Origin of the sequence: Solwaraspora sp. WMMD1047, from assembly GCF_029626155.1 — a bacterium.
GTDB lineage: Bacteria > Actinomycetota > Actinomycetes > Mycobacteriales > Micromonosporaceae > WMMD1047.
On the sequence record NZ_JARUBL010000001.1, the window covers coordinates 7779661 to 7798483 of the forward strand.

Consider the following 18823-nt stretch of genomic DNA (forward strand, 5'->3'; position numbering starts at 1 on the left):
GCGGAAGGTCGGCCCGTTGAGCGTGCAGCAGTCTGCGTTCCAGGGCTTCGCCAACCCGGTGGACCCGTCCCCCACCGAGCTGCGCGCCTGGGCCTACGCCCCCGACTCGGTGCCGCTGGAGTCGATGCCGCAGGACTGGGACCTGCTGGTCTCCGGCGACCGCCTGATCACCACGCTCTTCGAGCTCGCCATGGACCGGTCCTGTCCGGCCCGCCGGTTCGCGCTGCACTGCCTGCACATCTACGCGGCCGACGGCATCCGGACCAAGTTCCGGGCGCACCCGAAACGCCGGCTGCGCAAGCTGGTGCAGCAGGCCGAGCAGTTCGGTGACGAGCAGATGGCGACCTGGGCGCACAACACCCGGGTGCTGCTCGCCCGCCCGGACCTGTTCGACTACCACGACTGGTGCGAGGGCGGGCTGGTCCGCAACGCCCGCCGGCTCTGACCGACGGGCGCCACCGTCAGCGACGCGGTCGCCACACCACCAACGCGGTCGACTGCCGGCTGGTCGGCACCAGATCCCGCCGGGGGTACGGTCCGACCGCCTCCAGCTCGGCGATCCGCTGGTACGCCGCCGCCAGCTCGGCCTGCAACTCCGCCGCCTGCTCCCGCAACTGGTCGACGAGCTGCTCCAGGTCGATGATCCGCTTGATGCCGGCCAGGTTCACCCCGTCGTCCTGGCTGAGCCGCTGCACCTCGCGCAGCAACGCGACGTCCCGTGCGCTGTACCGGCGCCCACCACCGGCGGCCCGGCCCGGCTGGACCAGGCCCATCCGGTCGTACTGGCGCAGGGTCTGGGGATGCATCCCGGCCATCCGGGCCGCGACCGAGATCATCAGCACCTTCGCGTCGGACGTCTGCTCGACCGAGACGACGATCTCCTCAGCCATCCTGGGTCACCTCCGCTTCGACGGATCGGCTAGTTGAAACGACGTACCCGCGCTTCCAGATGTTCCCGCTGCGGCGGCGGGGTACGGGCGGCGAAGGTCTCCAGCGCCTCCCGGGCCTCCGCGGAGACCTGCGCCGGGACGGTGATCTCCACCGTCACCAGCAGGTCGCCGGCAGCCCCGTCCCGCCGCACCACGCCCTTGCCCCGGGCCCGCAGGGTCCGCCCGCTCGGCGTGCCGGGCGGCACCCGCAGGGTGACCGCCCCGTCCATCGTCGGCACCCGCAGATCGGTGCCGAGCACCGCCTCGGCAATGGTGATCGGCACGGTCAGGGTCAGGTCGTCGCCGCTGCGCCCGAACAGGTCGTCGGCCCGCACCTTGACCAGGACGAGCAAATCACCGGCCGGTCCACCACGTTCGCCCGGCTCACCCCGCCCGGCCAGCCGGATCCGTTGTCCGTCGGCCACCCCGGCCGGGAACCGGACGTTGAGGGTCCTGGTCTTGGTCACCCCGCCGGTGCCCCGGCACTCCGGGCACTTCTCGTCCACGACGGTGCCCACGCCCTGACATTCCCGGCACGGCTCGGAGAAGCTGAACGAGCCCTGGTTGCGGGTGACCACCCCGGCGCCCAGGCATTCGGGGCAGGCGCGCGGCTGGGTCCCCGGCCGGGCTCCGTTGCCGTGGCAGGTGTCGCAGACACCCGGTGCCCGCAGGGTGAGCGGGACGGTGACTCCGCGTACCGCGTCCCCGAAGTCGAGCACCACCTCGGTCTCCACGTCCCGACCCCGGGCCGGACCCCGGGGCCGGGCGCCGCCCGCGCCGCCGGAGAAGATCGAGCTGAACAGATCCGAGAAGCCGGCCCCGCCGAACCGCCGGTCACCGGCGCCGGGCTGGGCGCCGCCGAACAGGTCGCTGACGTCGAACGGATAGCCGCCCGGCTGGCCGCCGGCGCGGGCGTTGCGCCGGAACGCGCCCGAGCCGAACAGCGAGCGCATCTCGTCGTACTCCCGGCGCTTGCGCTCGTCGGAGAGCACGTCGTACGCCTCGGAGGCGGCCTTGAAGCGCTCCTCGGCCTGCCCGTTGCCCGGGTTGTGGTCCGGGTGCGACTCCCGGGCGATCTTCCGGTACGACTTCTTGATCTCATCCGGGGAGGCGGCCTTGCCCACGCCCAGTACGGCGTAGAAGTCCTTCTCCAACCAGTCCTTGGAACTCAACGGTCCACCCCCTCCCGTATCGCGTGTTCGGGGCGCCCCGGCCGGGCGGCTCCCGCCCGATCGTGGTGCGCCCCGAACACGCCGTGCCCTATTCCGGATCGGCCACCGCGACCAGCGCCGGCCGCAGCAGCCGGTCGCCGAGCAGATAGCCCCGGCGCATCACGTCGACGCAGGTCGGTTCGGTGACGTCCGCCGAGGTCTGGTGGGCGACCGCCTCGTGCCGGGTCGGGTCGAACGGGTCTCCCTTCTCGCCGAAGCTGGTCAGCCCGAACTTGCCGAGCGCGGCGGTCAACTGCTCCGCCACCGTGCCGAACGGCCCGACCAGGTCACCGTGTTCCCGGGCCCGGTCCAGGTCGTCCAGGATCGGCAGCAGGGCGGTCAGCACCACGCCGGTGGTCTGCTCGGCCGCCACCCCCCGGTCCCGGTCGACCCGCTTGCGGTAGTTCGCGTACTCGGCCGAGATCCGCTGCAGGTCGCGGGTCCGCTCGTCGAGCTCGGCCCGCAGCGCCTCCAGTTCGGCGCCGAGCGGGCCGGGCGGCCCGCTGACCGGCCGGATCGGGTCGTCAACCACCGGCGGGTCGGTGCCCTCGGGTAGCTCGGCCTCCAGCACCTCGACCAGTTCGGCGTCGTCGACCACCGGCGATCGCTCGCCCTCGTCGTCGACAGCCGCCGGCTGGTCGGCACCCGCCGGCTCGTCGTCGCCGGTCGGGTCGTCCCCGGCGTCCCCGGCGGGGTCGTCGGCCGGCTCGTCGGGCTCGGGCGACCGGTGGTTTCCGCCGCCGGTGCGGGCGGGGGTCGCCGCATCCGGGTCGGCGGTGGACGCGTCCTCGTCGGGCTCGGGCGCGCGGCGCCGGCCGCCGCCCGGGTCGATCCTGCGCTTGTCACGGATGACGACGCGCTCGGCGGGCCGGTCCTGCTCCGACCCGCCGCGCGCGGAGCCACCCGGCGCCGACCCGGTCTCGTCCGGGTCGGCGGCTCGTGGCCTGTCCGTCATGCGGTTACCTCGATCCGTTCGCGATGGTGGCTGCGGAGGCGGTGGGACGACCTGTCACTTCTTGTCGTCCTCGACGATCTCGGCGTCCACCACATCGTCCGGACCCTTGGCGCCGGTCGGACCGGCACCCGGTCCGGCGGTGCCGGCACCCGCCGCACCCGGGGCGTCCTCGCCGCCGGGGCCACCGGCACCCGGCGCGGCCTGCTCCGCCTGCTGGGCGTAGAGCAGCGAGCCGGCCTGCTGGGAGACGGTGGCGAGCTTCTCGTGGGCCGACTTGATGTTCTCCAGGTCGGTGCCGCCGAGCGCGCCACGCAGGTCGCCGAGCGCCTCGTTGATCTGGTCCCGCGACTCGGCCGGCAGCTTGTCGCCGCTTTCGGCCAGGAACTTCTCGGTCTGCCACTGCAGCTGCTCGGCCAGGTTGCGGGTCTCCGCCTCCTCCCGCCGCCGCTTGTCCTCGTCGGCGTGGTCCTGGGCGTCGCGCATCATCCGCTCGATGTCGTCCTTCGGCAGCGCCGAGCCGCCGGTGATCGTCATCGACTGCTCCTTGCCGGTGCCGAGGTCCTTCGCGTTGACGTGCACGATGCCGTTCGCGTCGATGTCGAAGGTGACCTCGATCTGCGGCACCCCGCGCGGCGCCGGGGGCAGCCCGGTCAGCTCGAAGGTGCCGAGCTTCTTGTTGTACGCCGCGATGTCCCGCTCACCCTGGAAGACCTGGATCAGCACCGACGGCTGGTTGTCGTCGGCGGTGGTGAAGACCTCGGAACGCTTGGTGGGGATGGTGGTGTTGCGCTCGATCAGCTTGGTGAAGATGCCGCCCTTGGTCTCGATGCCCAGGCTGAGTGGGGTCACGTCGAGCAGCAGGACGTCCTTGACCTCGCCCTTGAGCACGCCAGCCTGCAGCGCGGCGCCGACCGCGACGACCTCGTCGGGGTTGACGCCCTTGTTGGGCTCGCGGCCGGTGAGCTGCTTGACCAGCTCGGAGACGGCCGGCATCCGGGTCGACCCGCCGACCAGGATCACGTGGTCGACGTCCGCGACCTTCGTCCCGGCGTCCTTGATCGCCTGCTCGAACGGGCCCTTGCAGCGGTCCAGCAGGTCCTGGGTCATCCGCTGGAACTCGGCCCGGGTCAGGGTCACGTCCAGGTGCAGCGGCGCCGACGGGGCGCCGTCGGCGGACGCCGGCCCGGCGGTGATGTAGGGCAGGTTGATGCTGGTGGTGGTGGCGGCGGAGAGCTCGATCTTGGCCTTCTCGGCGGCCTCGCGGAGCCGCTGCATGGCCATCTTGTCCTGCGCCAGGTCCACCCCGTGCTGACCCCGGAACGTCTTGACCAGGTGGTCGATGATCCGCTCGTCCCAGTCGTCGCCGCCGAGGTGGTTGTCACCGCTCGTCGACTTGACCTCGATCACACCCTCGGCGAGCTCCAGCAGGGAGACGTCGAAGGTGCCGCCGCCGAGGTCGAAGACGAGGACGGTCTGCTCCTTGGAGCCCTTGTCCAGGCCGTAGGCGAGCGCCGCCGCGGTCGGCTCGTTGACGATCCGCAGCACGTTGAAGCCGGCGATCTCACCGGCCTCCTTGGTCGCCTGCCGCTGGGCGTCGTTGAAGTACGCCGGGACGGTGATCACCGCGTCGGTGATCCGCTCGCCCAGGTACGCCTCGGCGTCCCGCTTGAGCTTCATCAGCGTCCGGGCCGAGATCTCCTGAGAGGTGTACTTCTTGCCGTCGATGTCGACGGACCAGTTGGTACCCATCTCGCGCTTCACCGAACGGATCGTCCGGTCCGGGTTGGTCACCGCCTGGCGCTTGGCGACCTCACCGACGAGCACCTCGCCGTTGCGGGCGAACGCCACGATCGAGGGAGTCGTCCGCGACCCCTCGGCGTTCGCGATGACGGTGGGCTCGCCACCCTCAAGAACGCTGACGCAGGAGTTCGTCGTGCCGAGGTCGATGCCGACCGCACGTGCCATCTTCGCTTCCTCGCTTCGTTACTCAGACCATCAGTGGGAACCAGCTGAACTTGAGCGGACCAGACTCAATAGTGCCACGATCACCGAGGGCGTCAAGTCAGGGTTGAGCCACATCGACGCAATTCATCCCGCAGCCAGGTAACCAGGGGCTGGCGGTCATCGGTCGGATCGGGAGGCAACAGTACGGTTCCGGCCGCATGCGTTCCTGTTGTTTCGGTTGCATAGATCAGGCAGTCTTTACCCGTGACGACGCATGGCGGTCCGGCCACCGACTCCGGCGCGCCCACCGTCGTGTCGGACCCTACCGACCCGGTCGGACCGGTAGGCCGACCGGACCAGGGTGCCGGGCCGGAGCAGGGGACCGACCCGGCCGCCGGCGCCGAGCTCCAGGATGCCCTGCGCCGGCTGCGCGACGCGATCACCGCCGCCTCGTACCCGCTGGTGCTGCCCTCCGCCGACGAGGCCCGGCGGGTCGCCACGGCGCTCGCCGCGCAGCTCGACGACTACCTGCTGCCCCGGCTGGCCCGCCTCGACGCCCCGCTGCTGGTCGTGGTCGGCGGCTCCACCGGAGCCGGCAAGTCCACCCTGGTGAACAGCCTGGTGCGGGCCCGGGTGAGCGCGGCCGGCGTACTCCGGCCGACCACCCGGTCACCGGTGCTGGTCTGCAACCCCGCCGACCTGGCCTGGTACCGGCAGGGCGAACTGCTGCCCGGCCTGACCCGCACCGCCCGCCCGAGCGACCAGGCCGACACCCTGCAACTGATCGCCGCGCCGGCCCTCCCGGCCGGGCTGGCCTTCCTGGACGCCCCGGACATCGACTCGGTGGTGGACGCGAACCGCGCCCTGGCCGGGCAGCTGCTGGCCGCCGCCGACCTCTGGCTCTTCGTCACCACCGCCGCCCGGTACGCCGACGCCGTCCCCTGGGAGCTGCTCCGCACCGCGAAGCTGCGCGGCACGGTGATCGCCCTGGTGCTGGACCGGGTCCCCCCGGAGGCCGGCGACGAGATCACCGCCCACCTGAGCGAGATGCTGGCCGCCCACGAGCTGGCCAGCGCGCCGCTCTTCGTGGTGCCCGAGACCAGCACCGACGGGCAGGGGCTGCTGCCCGAGCCGGTCACCGGCGAGCTGCGTACCTGGTTCGGTCGGCTGGCCGCCGACGCCGGGGCGCGGGCCGCGGTCGTCCGGCAGACGCTGGACGGCGCGCTGGCCGCCCTGGCCCCGGCCACCGAAGGGCTGGCCAGCGCCGCAGACGACCAGTTCAACGCCACCGGCGTGCTGGAGGAACGGATCCACGCCGCCTACCGGGGCGGGCGCCGTGCGGTGGAGCAGGGCATCCAGGACGGCCGGCTGCTCCGCGGCGAGGTGCTCGCCCGCTGGCAGGAGTTCGTCGGCACCGGGGAGTTCTTCCGCAGCCTGGAGGCGCGGATCGGGCGGCTGCGGGACCGGGCGGTCGCGGCGGTGACCGGCCGACCGGCCCCGAGCGAGCAGCTCCAGCACGCGATCGAGTCGCAACTGGTGACCCTGCTGCGCGGCGCCGCCGCCGAGGCCGCCGAATCCGCGTACGCCGGGTGGCAGTCGCACCCGGCCGGGGCCGCGCTGCTCGACCCGGAACTCGGCCGCGCCTCCCCCGACCTGCCCGACCGGGCCGAGCGGCTGGTCCGGGACTGGCAGCGCGGGGTGTTGGAGCTGGTTCGCCGGGAGGGCGGCGACAAACGGTTCGTGGCCCGCGGGGCGGCCTACGCGGTGAACGCCACCGGGCTGGCCGTCATGATCGCCGTCTTCGCCTCGACCGCCTTCATCCCGACCGGGCTGGAGGTGGCCGCCGCCGGCGGTACCACGGTGGCCGCGCAGAAGGTCCTCGAAGCGATCTTCGGTGACCAGGCGATCCGTACCCTCGCCGCCCGGGCCCGCGAGGATCTGCTGGATCTGCTGGACGGGCTGCTCGGCGAGGAGGCCGGCCGCTACCTCGCCCGGCTCGACGCGGCCGGGGTCGGCTCCGATCCGGGCGCCCGGCTGCGGTCGGCCGCCGACCGGGTGGAGCAGGCCCGGTCCGACGCCGCGCTCACCGACGGCGCCGGCCTGGCACTGCCCGGTGCGGCATGGTGACCCGGCGCCCGCCGGCCGCACCGAACCTGGCCACCCGGAAGCCGGAGGGGACCGCGTGACCGACATCGTGAGCCGGGTCCGGGAGTCGATCCGCGGCGGCGGCCAGCGGATCGACATCGACAGCCTGATCAACCGGCTGCAATCGATGATCGACTTCATCGAGGCGGTGGACGGCCACCTGCCCGACGAGCGGTTGGTCGCCGCGAACACCCTGATCGAACGGGCCGGCACCCGGCTCGCCCTCTCCGGCAACCACACCGTGGTCGCCCTGGCCGGCGCGACCGGCAGCGGCAAGTCGAGCCTGTTCAACATGCTCGCCCGGTTCGACATGTCCCCGGTCGGGGTGCGCCGACCCACCACCGGCACCACCTATGCCTGCGTCTGGGGGCCACTGGCCGGCGCCAGTGAGCTGCTCGACTGGGTCGGGGTGCTGCCCCGCAACCGGTTCGTCCGGGAGAGCCCGCTCGACGGCGAGGACGAGGCGGCGCTGCACGGCCTGGTCCTGCTCGACCTGCCCGACTTCGACTCGGTCGAGCTGACCCACCGGCTGGAGGTGGACCGGCTGCTCGGCCTGGTCGACCTGGTGGTCTGGGTGGTCGACCCGCAGAAGTACGCCGACCGGGTGGTGCACCAGTCCTACCTGCGGGAGTTCCGCCAGCACAAGGACGTCACGGTGGTGGTGCTCAACCACGCCGACCGGCTGCCGCCGGCCGAGGTGCCCCGGGTCGGCGCCGACCTCCGCCGGCTGCTCGACGCCGACCAGCTCGAAGGTGTCCCGGTGCTGGCCACCTCCGCCCTGCACGAGGCCGGGATCGCGACCCTGCGCGGCACCCTCGAAGAGACGGTCGCGCAACGGCAGGCGATGCTGCGCCGGCTCTCCGGCGACGTCGACAAGGTGGTCGAAGGGCTGACCGAGCTGGTCCGCCCGGAGTCCGACGGCGCCGGGGTGGACCGGGCCCGGCTGCGCCGGCTCACCGACGCCCTGGCCGCGCTGGCCGGCGTGCCGACGGTGGCCAGCGCCACCGAACAGGCGTACCGGCACCGGGCCGCCGCCGCCACCGGCTGGCCGCTGTTGCGCGGCTGGCGGCGGTTCCGACCGGATCCGCTGCGCCGGCTGCACCTGGCCGCCGCCGACGGCGACGATCGGGCGGCAGCCGAACTGGGCGCCGACCCGAACTCCCGGCTGCCGGAGGCGACCGGCACCGGCCGGGGCGCCCTCCTGACCGGCCGGGCTTCCGGCCCCAGTCTGCTCCCGCCGGTCGCCCGCACCGGGCGCGGACCGGTGGGTGTCACCTCGCTGCCCGCCCCCACCGCCGCCGAGCGGTCGGCGGTGTCGCTGGCCGTGCGGGCGGTCGCCGACCAGGCCAGCGCGGGCCTGCCGGCCCCCTGGCCGACCGCGGTCACCACGGCGGCCCGGTCCCGACTGGCCGACCTGCCCGACGCGCTGGACCGGGCGGTGGCCCGCATCGACCTGCCGGCGATGGACCGGCCGCTCTGGTGGCGGCTGGTCGGTGCGGCGCAGTGGCTGGTCACCCTGACCGCCGCCGCCGGGCTGGCCTGGTTGCTGGCCGGAATCGCGGCCGGGCTGCTCGGCTTCCAGCCGGAGTACCCGACCGTCGGGGTGGTGCCGGTGCCCACCCTGCTGCTCCTGGCCGGTCTGCTGCTCGGCTTCCTGATCGGTCTGCTGATCAAGCCGGTGATCAATGTGGCGGCCCGACGCGCCCGGGACCGGGTGGCGAAGCGCCTCCGGGCCGCCGTCACCGAGACCGGCCACGAGTACGTGGTGGCGCCGGTGCACGCGGTGCTGGCGGCCTACGAGCAGGCGCGGAACGCGTTGATCAGGGCCGGGTCGCGCGACTGACCGACCCGGTTCGCCGTCCGCAGGCGGTTCTGCGTCGCCCGCACCCGGCGTAGGGTCGGAAACATGGCCACGCCTCAAACCCCCTACGACGCGGTCCTGCACGCGGCCCGCGACGTATCCAAGCTCGATTGTGCGCTGGACGCGGAGATGCTCGGAACCGCCCTGCTGGGCAGTGTCTACGCGATCGCGGAGGAAGACCGCGCGACGGCCGTACGGGAGTTCGTCGGCGGTTTCCTCGCCGCCACCTCGCGCCGGCGGACGGCCTCCGCGACCACCATCCGCCGGGTCTTCGCCGCCCTGGTCCCGGACGCGCCGGGCGCGACCACGGTCAAGCCCGGGGCGCAGACCCCCGCCTGGGCCGGTCAGCTCGGCCGGGTCCGGCTCACCGGCAGCTACGCCTACGGCGACGTGTACGGCGACCAGACCTCCTACCTGGCCACCTTCGCGTACGAGGACAGTGCCGACGGTGGACCCGACCACGCCGTGGTGGCCCTGGTCGACCACAACATCGGCATCACCAAGGACGTCTTCGTCGGCGGCCCGGCCGAACGGATCCTCGGCCAGGTCCGGCAGATGTGCGCGGGCGACGACCTGACCTGGTTCCGGGAGGAGGATCCGCGCCGGTTGCGCGGCGAGGTGGCCCGCCACCTGCAGATCACCGACGGGCTCGGTGATCTGCCCGACGAGGGTTCGCTGGCCACCGACCGCACCCTGGTGGGCGCCCGGCTGGCGCTGCTGCCGGCGCCCGCCCCGGCCGTGGTCGAGCCGGAACCGGAGCCGATGTCGCCGCAGGAGCGGACCGATCTGGTACGCGCGTTCCTGGCCTCGCCGGAGGCCGCCCGGTTCGGCCTGGACGAGGTACCGGAGGCCGACCTGGCCTCGCTGCACTTCTGCCTGAGCCTGGTACTCGACCACTCGGCGTCGTTCTCCGACCCGGATCCGATGCGCTGGAGCCCGGCCGTGGCCGGCCTGTTCCTGCTCGACTGGGTGCACCGGCGGGCGGTGCTGGACATGGACGACGCCGCCATGCTGCCCCGGGTGGTGCGCGGCTGGAGCGGCTACGCCGCCCGCCGACGCGGCCTGCCGGCGACCGCCGCCGCCCAGACCGACACCTCGATCGAGGAGATGGTGCCGGAGTTCGTCCGGCTCTACACCACCGGGGAGCGGCGCAGCCCGGCCACGGCCGCGGTCGCCCAGCTGATGGCCGAGGGCGTGGACCCGAACGACCCGGACGCCCTCGGCGCCTGGATCGAGGCGAACCGGCAACGACTCGGCGGCGACGACCCGACCTGACGGTGCGGCTGGCCCGGTCGGCCCGCGCGTGGTGGGCTGACCGGGCCACCGCTCATCAGCGTCCGCCGACCGCCTGTCAGCCAACCCGCCTGTCGGCCCCGGACCTGGCCGTCAGCCGTCGAGCCGCGACACCGGCAGCAGGGCGCGCAGCCCCAGCTCGCGGGCGACCTCGGGTGGGCAGTCGGCGACCACGGCGGCGGTGCCGACCGGTCGGGCGCCGCGGGCCCGGATCACCTCGCGCAGCGCCCGCGCCTGGGCGCCGGTGCTGACCCAGTCGTCGACCACCAGGACCCGGTCACCCTTGCCGAGGTGCCGGTCGCGTACGCCGAGGGTCAGCGCGCGCCCCCGGTGGTCCGGCCCGGTCCGCGCCCAGGTGGTCGGCTCCGGGATCGCCCGGTCGCTGCCCCCCTTGTACGCGGGCAGGAAGCCGACCCCGAGCGCGACCGCGACCAGCGGCCCGAGCAGCAGCCCGGTCACCTCCGGGGCGACCACCACGGTGGGCCGCTCGGCCCGGAACGGATCGGCAAGCGCTGCCCCGACGCCGGCCAGGATCGTGGCGTCGCGCCACCAGCCCGACACGTCGCTGACCAGATGGCCGGCCTGCGGCCCCGGGTCGATCCAGCGGAAGGTGGCGATCAGCCGCTCGGTCAGACCGGTGAGCGGTTCGGTCGGGTCGTGGCGCACGTCACCATCCTGCCGGTGTCGGCGGCCGGCTGAACGCCGGGTGACGAGGTCGGGACCGGCGCCGGCGGTGCCCCGCCGGCCAAATCCAGCTCAGCCTAGGGGTCAACTACGTACAATCGCGGGCATCGATCAGGCATGCTATTGCGCGTACCCATGTATCTCCTCCCGACGGGCCGCCGCCCGCTGAGCCCTGCTTCCCGCGCCGGCCTCGGCGCGGCCATCATGCTGCTCGCGATCGTCTCGGCGGTGGAGATCGCCGACGGGCCGTCGGCGAACTACGTCGGGTTGCTCGCGGCGGCGCCGTTCCTCACCGCCGCGTTCGCGTCCTGGCGGGTGGTGCTGACCGTCGGGGTGTCGGCGATCGTGCTCGGCGTGGTCTTCGCCGGGATGGGCAAGATGCTCTCGGTGGCGGCGGCGATCAACCTCACCGGCATCGTGCTGGCCACCGCGATCGCGGCCGGGGTGGCGGTGATCCGGCAGCGGCAGGCCGAGCAGATCGTGGAGCTGTCGAAGCTGGCGGCGGTCGCCCAGCAGGCGGTGCTGCGGCCGCTCGGCCCTCAGGTGGGCAGCCTCGCGGTGGCCGGGCACTACATCTCCTCCACCGCGTCCGCCGAGATCGGCGGCGACCTGTACGAGGCGCTGGACACTCCGTACGGCGTCCGCATGATCATCGGAGACGTGCGCGGGAAGGGGCTGGACGCGGTCCGGTTGGCCAGCATCGTGCTCGGGTCCTACCGGCATGTCGCGTACGAGCGGGCGGACCTGCGGGCGGTGGTGACGGACCTGGACCGGGCGGTGGCCCGCAGTGTGGGGGACGAGGACTTCGTCACCGCGGCGCTGGTCGAGGAGCGGGGCGGCACGCTCACCATCGTCAACTGCGGCCACCCGGCGCCGCTGCTGCTGCGGCGGGGGCAGGTGATCCCGCTGGATCCGCCGGCGCCAGCCCCGCCGCTGGGCTTCATGCCGGCGGTCCGGCCCCGGCTGGAACGGCTGGAGCCCGGCGACCGGCTGCTGCTCTTCACCGACGGGCTCGGCGAGGCGCGGCGGGACGGCGAGTTCTTCCCGACCGCCGACCGGGCCTGGCGGCTGCTCGGGCACGGCACCGTGGCCGACGGCCTCGCCTCGCTGGAGACCGCGCTCGTCGAGTGGGTGCACGGCCGGCTCGACGACGACATCGCGCTGGTGCTGATGGAGTACGCCGGCCCACGGCCGGTCACCACCGCCGCCGTGCCGAGCTGGGAGGTCGGCGGCGCCGAGTCGTGACGTCAATCCGACCGCCGATGTGGCGGTCGTCACCTCGGTCCGTTAACCGAACCGTATCTACCGGCAAGTAATATAGGGGTCTGTTACTTGTCGGTAACACCTGTCCGTGATCGGGGGCCAGCGCCATGACCCACTACAAGAGCAACGTCCGCGACCTGGAGTTCAACCTCTTCGAGGTCTTCGGCGCGGACCAGGCGTTCGGGCAGCAGCCGTACGCCGACCTCGACGTCGACACCGCCCGCAGCATCCTCGCCGAGGTGGACCGGCTGGCCCGCGAGGACCTCGCGGCCAGCTACACCGAAAGCGACCGCACCCCGCCGGTCTTCGACCCGGCCACCCACGCCGCACCGCTGCCGGCGGCGTTCAAGAAGTCGTACCGGGCGTTCATGGACTCGGAGTTCTGGCGGCTGGACCTGCCGGCCGAGCTGGACGGCACGAACGCCCCGCGCGCGCTCTGGTGGTCGCTGGCCGAGCTGGTGCTCGGCGCCAACGCTCCAGTCTGGATGTACGCCTCCGGCCCGTCCTTCGCGCACACCCTGCACGTCGAGGGGAACGAGCGGCAGAAGAAGTGGGCCAAGCTCTTCGTCGAGAAGCAGTGGGGTTCGACCATGGTGCTCACCGAGCCGGACGCCGGCTCCGACGTCGGCGCCGGCCGCACCCGGGCGATCCCGCAACCGGACGGTTCCTGGCACATCGAGGGCGTCAAGCGCTTCATCACCAGCGGCGAGCACGACCTGACCGACAACATCATCCACTACGTGCTGGCCCGGCCGGTCGGCGTGGACGGCGTCGGCGGCCCCGGCACCAAGGGCCTGTCGCTCTTCGTGGTACCGAAGTTCCACTTCGACGACGAGACCGGTGAGCTGGGCGAGCGCAACGGCGTCTACGCCACGAACGTCGAGCACAAGATGGGGCTGAAGGTCTCCAACACCTGCGAGATCACCTTCGGCGAGCACGGCGTACCCGCGCAGGGTTGGCTCCTCGGCGACGTGCACGACGGCATCCGGCAGATGTTCCTGGTCATCGAGTACGCCCGGATGATGGTCGGCACCAAGGCCATCGCCACCCTCTCCACCGGCTACCTCAACGCCCTGGAGTACGCGAAGAACCGGGTCCAGGGCGCCGACCTGCTCCAGATGGCCGACAAGACCGCCCCCCGGGTCACCATCACCCACCACCCGGACGTCCGCCGTTCGCTCATGCTCCAGAAGGCGTACGCCGAGGGCCTGCGCGCCCTGGTCTGCTACACCGCCACCTGGCAGGACCGGATCAACCTGGCGGCGGCGGCCGGTGACGAGTCCACGGTCAAGCTCGCCAAGCGGGTGAACGACCTGCTGCTGCCGCTGGTCAAGGGCGTCGGCTCGGAGCGCGCGTACGAGCTGCTCGGGCACGAGTCGCTGCAGACCTTCGGCGGCTCCGGCTTCCTGCAGGACTACCCGCTTGAGCAGTACGTCCGGGACGCGAAGATCGACACCCTCTACGAGGGAACCACCGCGATCCAGAGCCTCGACCTGTTCTTCCGGAAGATCGTCCGGGACGGCGGCAAGGCCCTGATGTCGGTCGCCGGGGAGATCCAGACCTTCATCGAGTCCGAAGGCGGCAACGGCCGCCTCAAGGAGGAGCGGGTCGCCCTGGGCCGGGCACTGGCCGAGGTGCAGACGATGATCGCCACCATGACCGGCTGGCTGGGCGAGGCGCAGGGCGGCGAGCCCCGGGCGCTCTACAAGGTCGGGCTGAACAGCCGCCGGCTGCTGCTCGCGGTCGGCGACCTGATCGTCGGTTGGCTGCTACAGCGGCAGGCGGACGTCGCCCTGCGCGCGCTGGCCGGCGAGGTCTCCGCCGCCGACAAGCACTTCTACGAGGGCAAGGTTTCGGCGGCCCGGTTCTTCGCCCACGAGGTGCTGCCCCGGCTCGGCGCCGACCGGCGGATCGTCGACTCCACCGGTCTGGACCTGATGGACCTGGCCGAGGACGCCTTCTGACCCACCCGAACCACCTGCCCCACCGGTGGCCGGCGAGCCTGTTGCTCGCCGGCCACCGGGTTTTCCGCCCGGTCAACGGGTAACCCCGGTCCAGCAGGCACGCGACACCGTCATGAGCAGGCGACACCGTCATGGGCACGCGTCATCGCGTGGGGTAGCCCAGAAGCCATCGCACAGGGAGTGCAGCGGACATGGGCATCGGTACCGGCGTTTTCCTCATCGCACTGGGAGCCATCCTGACGTTCGCCGTCCGGGCGAACATCTGGTGGCTGGATCTGCGCGCGGTCGGCTGGGTGCTGATGCTCGCCGGCCTGGGCATCCTGTTGACCACGGTCTACTACTGGCAGGACCGCAAGCGGCGGGCCCGCACGCTGATCGTGGAGGAGAACCGGCTGTCGCATCCGACCGCGGTCATGCCACCTCCGCCGGACCCACCGCCACCGACCAACCCGCGCTGAGCCCGCGCCGGTCCTCGCACGTCGCGGCCCATAGACCGGCCGGCGTTGAGCCCCTCGCCGTCAGCCTCGGGCGGTGTGCCGGGCCTCGACCGGCGCGGCGCCGAAGGTCAGCTCCGACCAGGCGCCGTCGACCCGGTGCACGACAAGTCCGGCCGTCCGCAGGCCGTAAAGGTCCGCGCCGGACGGTCTGGTGTCGTCGGTGGACAGCAGATCCGATAGTTCGGACATAGTGGGATTGTGGCCGATCAATAGCAGTGTGGTCACCGCCGGGTCCACCGCTCGGGCCAGCTTGAGCAGCCGGGCCGCGCTGCCGCCGTAGATGGCCGAGTCGTACCGCACCTCCGGCTCGCCGAGCAGCAGGTCGGCGATCGCCGCCCAGGTCTGCCGGGTCCGGCTGGCCGGCGAACAGAGCACCAGATCCGGCCGGTACCCGGCCTCGGCCAGCCACGCCCCGGCCGCCATCGCGTCCGCCACACCCCGCGCGACCAGCTCCCGATCGATGTCCGGTCCACCGTGGGGGCGCTCCGCCTTCGCGTGCCGCAGCAGCACGATCCTCCGATCCGTCATCGGGAAAGTTTGCCTGATTGGGGCTTCAACCGCCTGGGTAAGTCGTGGGTTGCCGCAACCTCACAAGTGGCCGCGGCAGGCAGCGATTGCCAGCGACAGCCAAGGAGGGCGACAAAGTGGGCATCGGTGGAAGTATCTTCCTCATCGCCTTGGGCGCGATCTTCGCGTTCGCGGTGGAGTACGAGCTGGGTTGGCTCGACCTGAGCGTGGTCGGCTGGGTGCTGATGATCGCCGGCGTCGTCGGCCTGATCATGACGACCTGGTTCTGGCAGAGCCGTCGCCGGACCATGGGGGACGACCGGGTCCATCAGCAGCCGGTCGTGCCGGCCCAGGACGACCGGGTCGAGGAGTACCGCGAGGTGCGCCGCCCCCCGACCCGCCCGTACTGACCCCCGACCAGCCACCGGCGACGAAGCCGGCCAACACCCCCAATCAAGGCTCAACCAGGTGGCGACGACCCGATCGGGTCGTCGCCACCTACGTCTACCTGGCCCGCAGGACCCCGGTGTTCACCTCGAAGGTGAGCGGCCCGTCGAAGCTGAGCGTCTCGCCCTTCGCCGCCGTGGCGTGTTCGATGTAGTGCTCGCCGTCCAGTCGGAACAGCCGCAATCCGACCGACTCGAAATCTGCCTGGTCCGGCTCGACGAGCAGATACCAGCCGATTCTGGCCGAGGCGTAGAACTGCGTCTTGAGCAGCCGATCTGTCGCCGCGTTGCTGGGTGAGACGATCTCGCAGACCAGCACCACCTCGGACGCCTCGGTCACCGAGCCCTCGGGGTCGGTGTCCGCCACGATGAGGTCAGGAATGACGATCCGCCCGTTGCCGAGGCGGACGTTCACCGCCTCGTAAGCCCGCAGCCCCACGGCCTGCGCCGCCGGATGAAGCGTCGACATCAGGAGGAACGAAAGCTGCTGATGGTACTTGCTCGGCGCCGGGCTCACCCACAGGCCGCCATCGATCAGCTCGGTCCGGTTGGGGGTCTCGCCGAGCGACAGGTACTCCTGCTCGCTCCACGGCCCCACATGCTCCACGACAGCGTCGGTCATCGGCTTCCTCCTGGTTCGATTCGTCGACCAGCCGACTGGCAGCTTAAGGACGGCGGCTCGTAATGGGGGTGCGCGCGGGGAAAGCGCTCCGTACCGTCAGGTTCGGAGATGCCCAGCGGCGCACCGGCGATCGCCGGCCCGCGTTCCGCGTGTTGGGGTCTCCACACCTCTGGTAGGGCCGACAAGGCTGGGGTTCGAATCCTCACTCAGGGGTGGCTCCGCGCGACCGACGCCCTTTGGGGCAGTGGCAGGACGGCCCTGCGGGCCTCGCAGACCATGGCGTACGCCGTGGGCGCGGACGCCCCCGCCGACACCGCCACCGGCCGCCGGAGCCACCCCGCCAGCCTTGCCGCCAGCAGGGGCGCACTATCGGGTCCGGCCGACCCGGACAACGACCAGGCAAGGGGAGGTACCGGGATGGCGAAGACCACTGTGATGGACTGGGAGCGCGCGCTGCTGTTCACCGACGGCCGGTACGTCCGGACGTTGGAGCCCGGTCGGCACCGCTACTGGACCTTCCGCGACACCGTGGCGAAGGTGGACATGCGGCGCCGCAGCACCGTCGTCTTCGGCCAGGAGCTGCTCACCTCCGACAACGTGACGCTGCGGGTCACCGTGCTGGTCACCTGGCGGGTGGTCGACCCGCTCGCCTTCCACACCGGCTCGGACGACCCGGGCCAGGCCCTGCACCTGGCGGCACAGCTCGCGATCCGAGACGCGGTCGGCGGGTCCACTCTGGATGGGCTGCTCGCCGACCGACGCGGCCTGGCGACCGGCCTGGCCGAGGCGACCACCGCCGGGGTCGACGGCCTCGGCATCGAGGTGCTGTCGGCGGCGGTGCGGGACCTGATGCTCCCCGGTGAGCTGCGCCGGGCGGTGACCGAGACGCTGTTGGCGAAGGAGGCCGGCCGGGCCGAGCTGGAGCGGGCCCGCTCCGAGGCGGCGGCGCTGCGTACCCTCGCCAACGCCGCCCGGGTGCTGGAGGAGCACCCGGCGCTGCTGAAGCTGCGCACCCTGCGCGCCGCCGAGGCACCAGGCACCACGGTCGTGCTCACCCACGACCCGCAGCACCTGCCCTGATTCCGGTCAGCTCGACCGACCGGGTCAGCGCTCGCGGGCGACTCAGCTCTCCCGGGCGGCGAGATAGGCGGCGGCCAGCCGCTTCGGCGCCCGGGAGAGCCACGACTCGGTCAGCAGCTCGTCCAGGTCGTCGTCGGTGAGCCGGTCCAGCCGGGCCAGGATGATCGGGTAGCCGTCGAAGTGCCCGGTGGTGAAGTAGCGCTCGGGCTCGTCGGCGATCAGCGCCTCCTTGGCGCCCTCGTCCGCCACCCGCGTCGCCAGGATCGGCCCCTCCGGCGCATCGTCCCCGAGCTCCGCCAGGTCGCCCTTGCGCAACGGCCGCTCCCACGCGAACAGCTTCTCCCGCACCACCCACTGCAGGTGCTCACGACCGTCCCGCTCGGCCGCCTCGGGCAGCGCCAGCGCGATCCGGCGTACGTCGTCCCAGCTCGCCATGACCGCGAGCCTAGGCCCGACCACCGACATTCAGAGCGGCTTCACGCAGGACCACTGGCTGCCCACCGGCCGGTAGCCCAACCGGGCGTTGACCGCCAGCATCGGCCCGTTCGCCGCGTCGTTGCCGGTGTACGCCGCCGTCACGCCGTCCTCGGCGGCCCGGCGCAGCGCCGCCGACTTGACCAGCAGCGCCAACCCGCGCCCCCGGTGCTCCGGCCGGGTGCCCGTCATCGCCGACCACATCCGCTCCCCGTCCCGGATCACGAGCGTGAACCCGGCCACCGTCTCCCCGACCAGCGCGGCCGTGCTGGCCTGGTGATCCAGGCCGACGTTCTCCCAGATCTCGGTCCGCCAGGCGTCGTAGGCGAGGGCGTCGTTCGGGACATCGTTCGGCTCGTCGACGACGGCTGCGGCATGGGCGGCGTACACCTGCTTGTCGTCAAGCTCGGCCAGGCTCGCCAGTCGGATGCCGGCCGGCGGCGCCGGCACGGTCGGTGGCTGCCGGAGCTCCAGGGCCGAGTAGCGGGCCTCGCGGCTGGGCTCGAACCCGCGCCGCCGGGCGAAGTCCAGTCCCTCCGGGGTGGCCCAGGTGCGCAGTCGCCGGACGCCGAACGCCTCGACGTGCTCGGTCGCCACCGCCACCAGTGCGCTGCCGGCGCCCCGGCCGCGATGGTCGGGGTGGACGTGCGGCAGCGAGATCTCCCCTACCCGGGCCGAGGAGTTCGTGTTCAGGTACGCCGACACCCAGCCGACGAGCTCCCCCTGCCGCTGCGCGACGAAGGCCGCCCAGTGCTCGTCAGGCGGCGGCTGCGCGATCATCCGCCGGGTCGATTCAACCCCCCTGACCAGGTACGGATAGACGGTCGCCCGCAACGCCACCACCGCCGGAGCGTCGTCGGGCACGGCCTGTCGGATCTTCATCGCATCCCCCGAGTGTCTGGTCACGCCTTGGCGATCCTCGATCGTGGTCGGGTCACGATGATCCAA

At 72.5% G+C, this 18823-nt stretch carries 18 protein-coding genes; 9 read left to right on the plus strand and 9 right to left on the minus strand.

Annotation, left to right across the window (positions count from 1 at the left end; genetic code table 11):
- The first annotated feature begins 16 nt into the window (after positions 1-16).
- Positions 17-445: a hypothetical protein gene (locus O7627_RS35470; protein WP_278097802.1), complete on the plus strand. Its 429-nt coding sequence runs from the start codon at positions 17-19 to the stop codon at positions 443-445.
- A 16-nt stretch (positions 446-461) separates the two neighbouring features.
- On the opposite strand, the gene O7627_RS35475 is transcribed toward O7627_RS35470, so the two are convergent.
- From O7627_RS35475 to dnaK, 4 genes are all read right to left on the minus strand, one after another.
- Entirely contained in the window at positions 462-890 is a 429-nt protein-coding gene (locus O7627_RS35475) for a helix-turn-helix transcriptional regulator (RefSeq protein ID WP_278097803.1), read from the minus strand.
- A gap of 29 nt (positions 891-919) precedes the next feature.
- Positions 920-2101 (minus strand): molecular chaperone DnaJ, encoded by a 1182-nt coding sequence (gene dnaJ / locus O7627_RS35480; RefSeq protein ID WP_278097804.1) that lies wholly within the window; start codon positions 2099-2101, stop codon positions 920-922.
- Positions 2102-2189: 88 nt separating this feature from the next.
- The gene (gene grpE, locus O7627_RS35485; RefSeq protein ID WP_278097805.1) at positions 2190-3095 is read right to left on the minus strand and encodes a nucleotide exchange factor GrpE; all 906 of its coding nucleotides are present in this window, start codon (positions 3093-3095) and stop codon (positions 2190-2192) included.
- Between the two features lie 54 nt (positions 3096-3149).
- Positions 3150-5060: a molecular chaperone DnaK gene (gene dnaK, locus O7627_RS35490; RefSeq protein WP_278097806.1), complete on the minus strand. Its 1911-nt coding sequence runs from the start codon at positions 5058-5060 to the stop codon at positions 3150-3152.
- Positions 5061-5303: 243 nt separating this feature from the next.
- Between dnaK and O7627_RS35495 the strand changes: the two genes are divergently transcribed.
- The 3 genes from O7627_RS35495 (at position 5304) to O7627_RS35505 (ending at position 10320) form a co-directional block, all read left to right on the plus strand.
- Positions 5304-7166: an ABC transporter gene (locus O7627_RS35495; protein ID WP_278097807.1), complete on the plus strand. Its 1863-nt coding sequence runs from the start codon at positions 5304-5306 to the stop codon at positions 7164-7166.
- Positions 7167-7221: 55 nt separating this feature from the next.
- Positions 7222-9027: a GTPase gene (locus O7627_RS35500; protein WP_278097808.1), complete on the plus strand. Its 1806-nt coding sequence runs from the start codon at positions 7222-7224 to the stop codon at positions 9025-9027.
- 63 nt (positions 9028-9090) lie between these two features.
- Entirely contained in the window at positions 9091-10320 is a 1230-nt protein-coding gene (locus O7627_RS35505) for a hypothetical protein (protein ID WP_278097809.1), read from the plus strand.
- Positions 10321-10431: 111 nt separating this feature from the next.
- Here O7627_RS35505 and O7627_RS35510 read toward each other — a convergent pair whose 3' ends face one another.
- Positions 10432-11004 (minus strand): phosphoribosyltransferase family protein, encoded by a 573-nt coding sequence (locus O7627_RS35510; protein WP_278097810.1) that lies wholly within the window; start codon positions 11002-11004, stop codon positions 10432-10434.
- 135 nt (positions 11005-11139) lie between these two features.
- Here O7627_RS35510 and O7627_RS35515 point away from each other — a divergent pair, with 135 nt between their 5' ends.
- From O7627_RS35515 to O7627_RS35525, 3 genes are all read left to right on the plus strand, one after another.
- Positions 11140-12267 carry a PP2C family protein-serine/threonine phosphatase gene (locus O7627_RS35515; RefSeq protein WP_278097811.1) on the plus strand — a complete coding sequence of 376 codons (1128 nt, stop codon included), beginning with the start codon at positions 11140-11142 and terminating at the stop codon, positions 12265-12267.
- 125 nt (positions 12268-12392) lie between these two features.
- Positions 12393-14249 carry an acyl-CoA dehydrogenase gene (locus tag O7627_RS35520; protein ID WP_278097812.1) on the plus strand — a complete coding sequence of 619 codons (1857 nt, stop codon included), beginning with the start codon at positions 12393-12395 and terminating at the stop codon, positions 14247-14249.
- Positions 14250-14440: 191 nt separating this feature from the next.
- The gene (locus O7627_RS35525) at positions 14441-14707 is read left to right on the plus strand and encodes a DUF6458 family protein (RefSeq protein WP_278097813.1); all 267 of its coding nucleotides are present in this window, start codon (positions 14441-14443) and stop codon (positions 14705-14707) included.
- Between the two features lie 60 nt (positions 14708-14767).
- Here O7627_RS35525 and O7627_RS35530 read toward each other — a convergent pair whose 3' ends face one another.
- Positions 14768-15274, minus strand: a complete 507-nt coding sequence (locus O7627_RS35530; protein ID WP_278097814.1) for a histidine phosphatase family protein — start codon at positions 15272-15274, stop codon at positions 14768-14770.
- 116 nt (positions 15275-15390) lie between these two features.
- Here O7627_RS35530 and O7627_RS35535 point away from each other — a divergent pair, with 116 nt between their 5' ends.
- Positions 15391-15663, plus strand: coding sequence for a DUF6458 family protein (locus O7627_RS35535; RefSeq protein WP_278097815.1), 273 nt, complete (start codon positions 15391-15393; stop codon positions 15661-15663).
- Between the two features lie 94 nt (positions 15664-15757).
- On the opposite strand, the gene O7627_RS35540 is transcribed toward O7627_RS35535, so the two are convergent.
- Entirely contained in the window at positions 15758-16321 is a 564-nt protein-coding gene (locus O7627_RS35540; RefSeq protein WP_278097816.1) for a Uma2 family endonuclease, read from the minus strand.
- Between the two features lie 417 nt (positions 16322-16738).
- Between O7627_RS35540 and O7627_RS35545 the strand changes: the two genes are divergently transcribed.
- The gene (locus O7627_RS35545; RefSeq protein WP_278097817.1) at positions 16739-17401 is read left to right on the plus strand and encodes a slipin family protein; all 663 of its coding nucleotides are present in this window, start codon (positions 16739-16741) and stop codon (positions 17399-17401) included.
- 42 nt (positions 17402-17443) lie between these two features.
- Here O7627_RS35545 and O7627_RS35550 read toward each other — a convergent pair whose 3' ends face one another.
- A complete protein-coding gene (locus O7627_RS35550; RefSeq protein ID WP_278097818.1) occupies positions 17444-17836 on the minus strand; it encodes an MmcQ/YjbR family DNA-binding protein in 393 nt (130 codons plus the stop codon).
- A 30-nt stretch (positions 17837-17866) separates the two neighbouring features.
- Positions 17867-18757: a GNAT family N-acetyltransferase gene (locus tag O7627_RS35555; protein ID WP_278097819.1), complete on the minus strand. Its 891-nt coding sequence runs from the start codon at positions 18755-18757 to the stop codon at positions 17867-17869.
- Positions 18758-18823 lie beyond the last annotated feature (66 nt).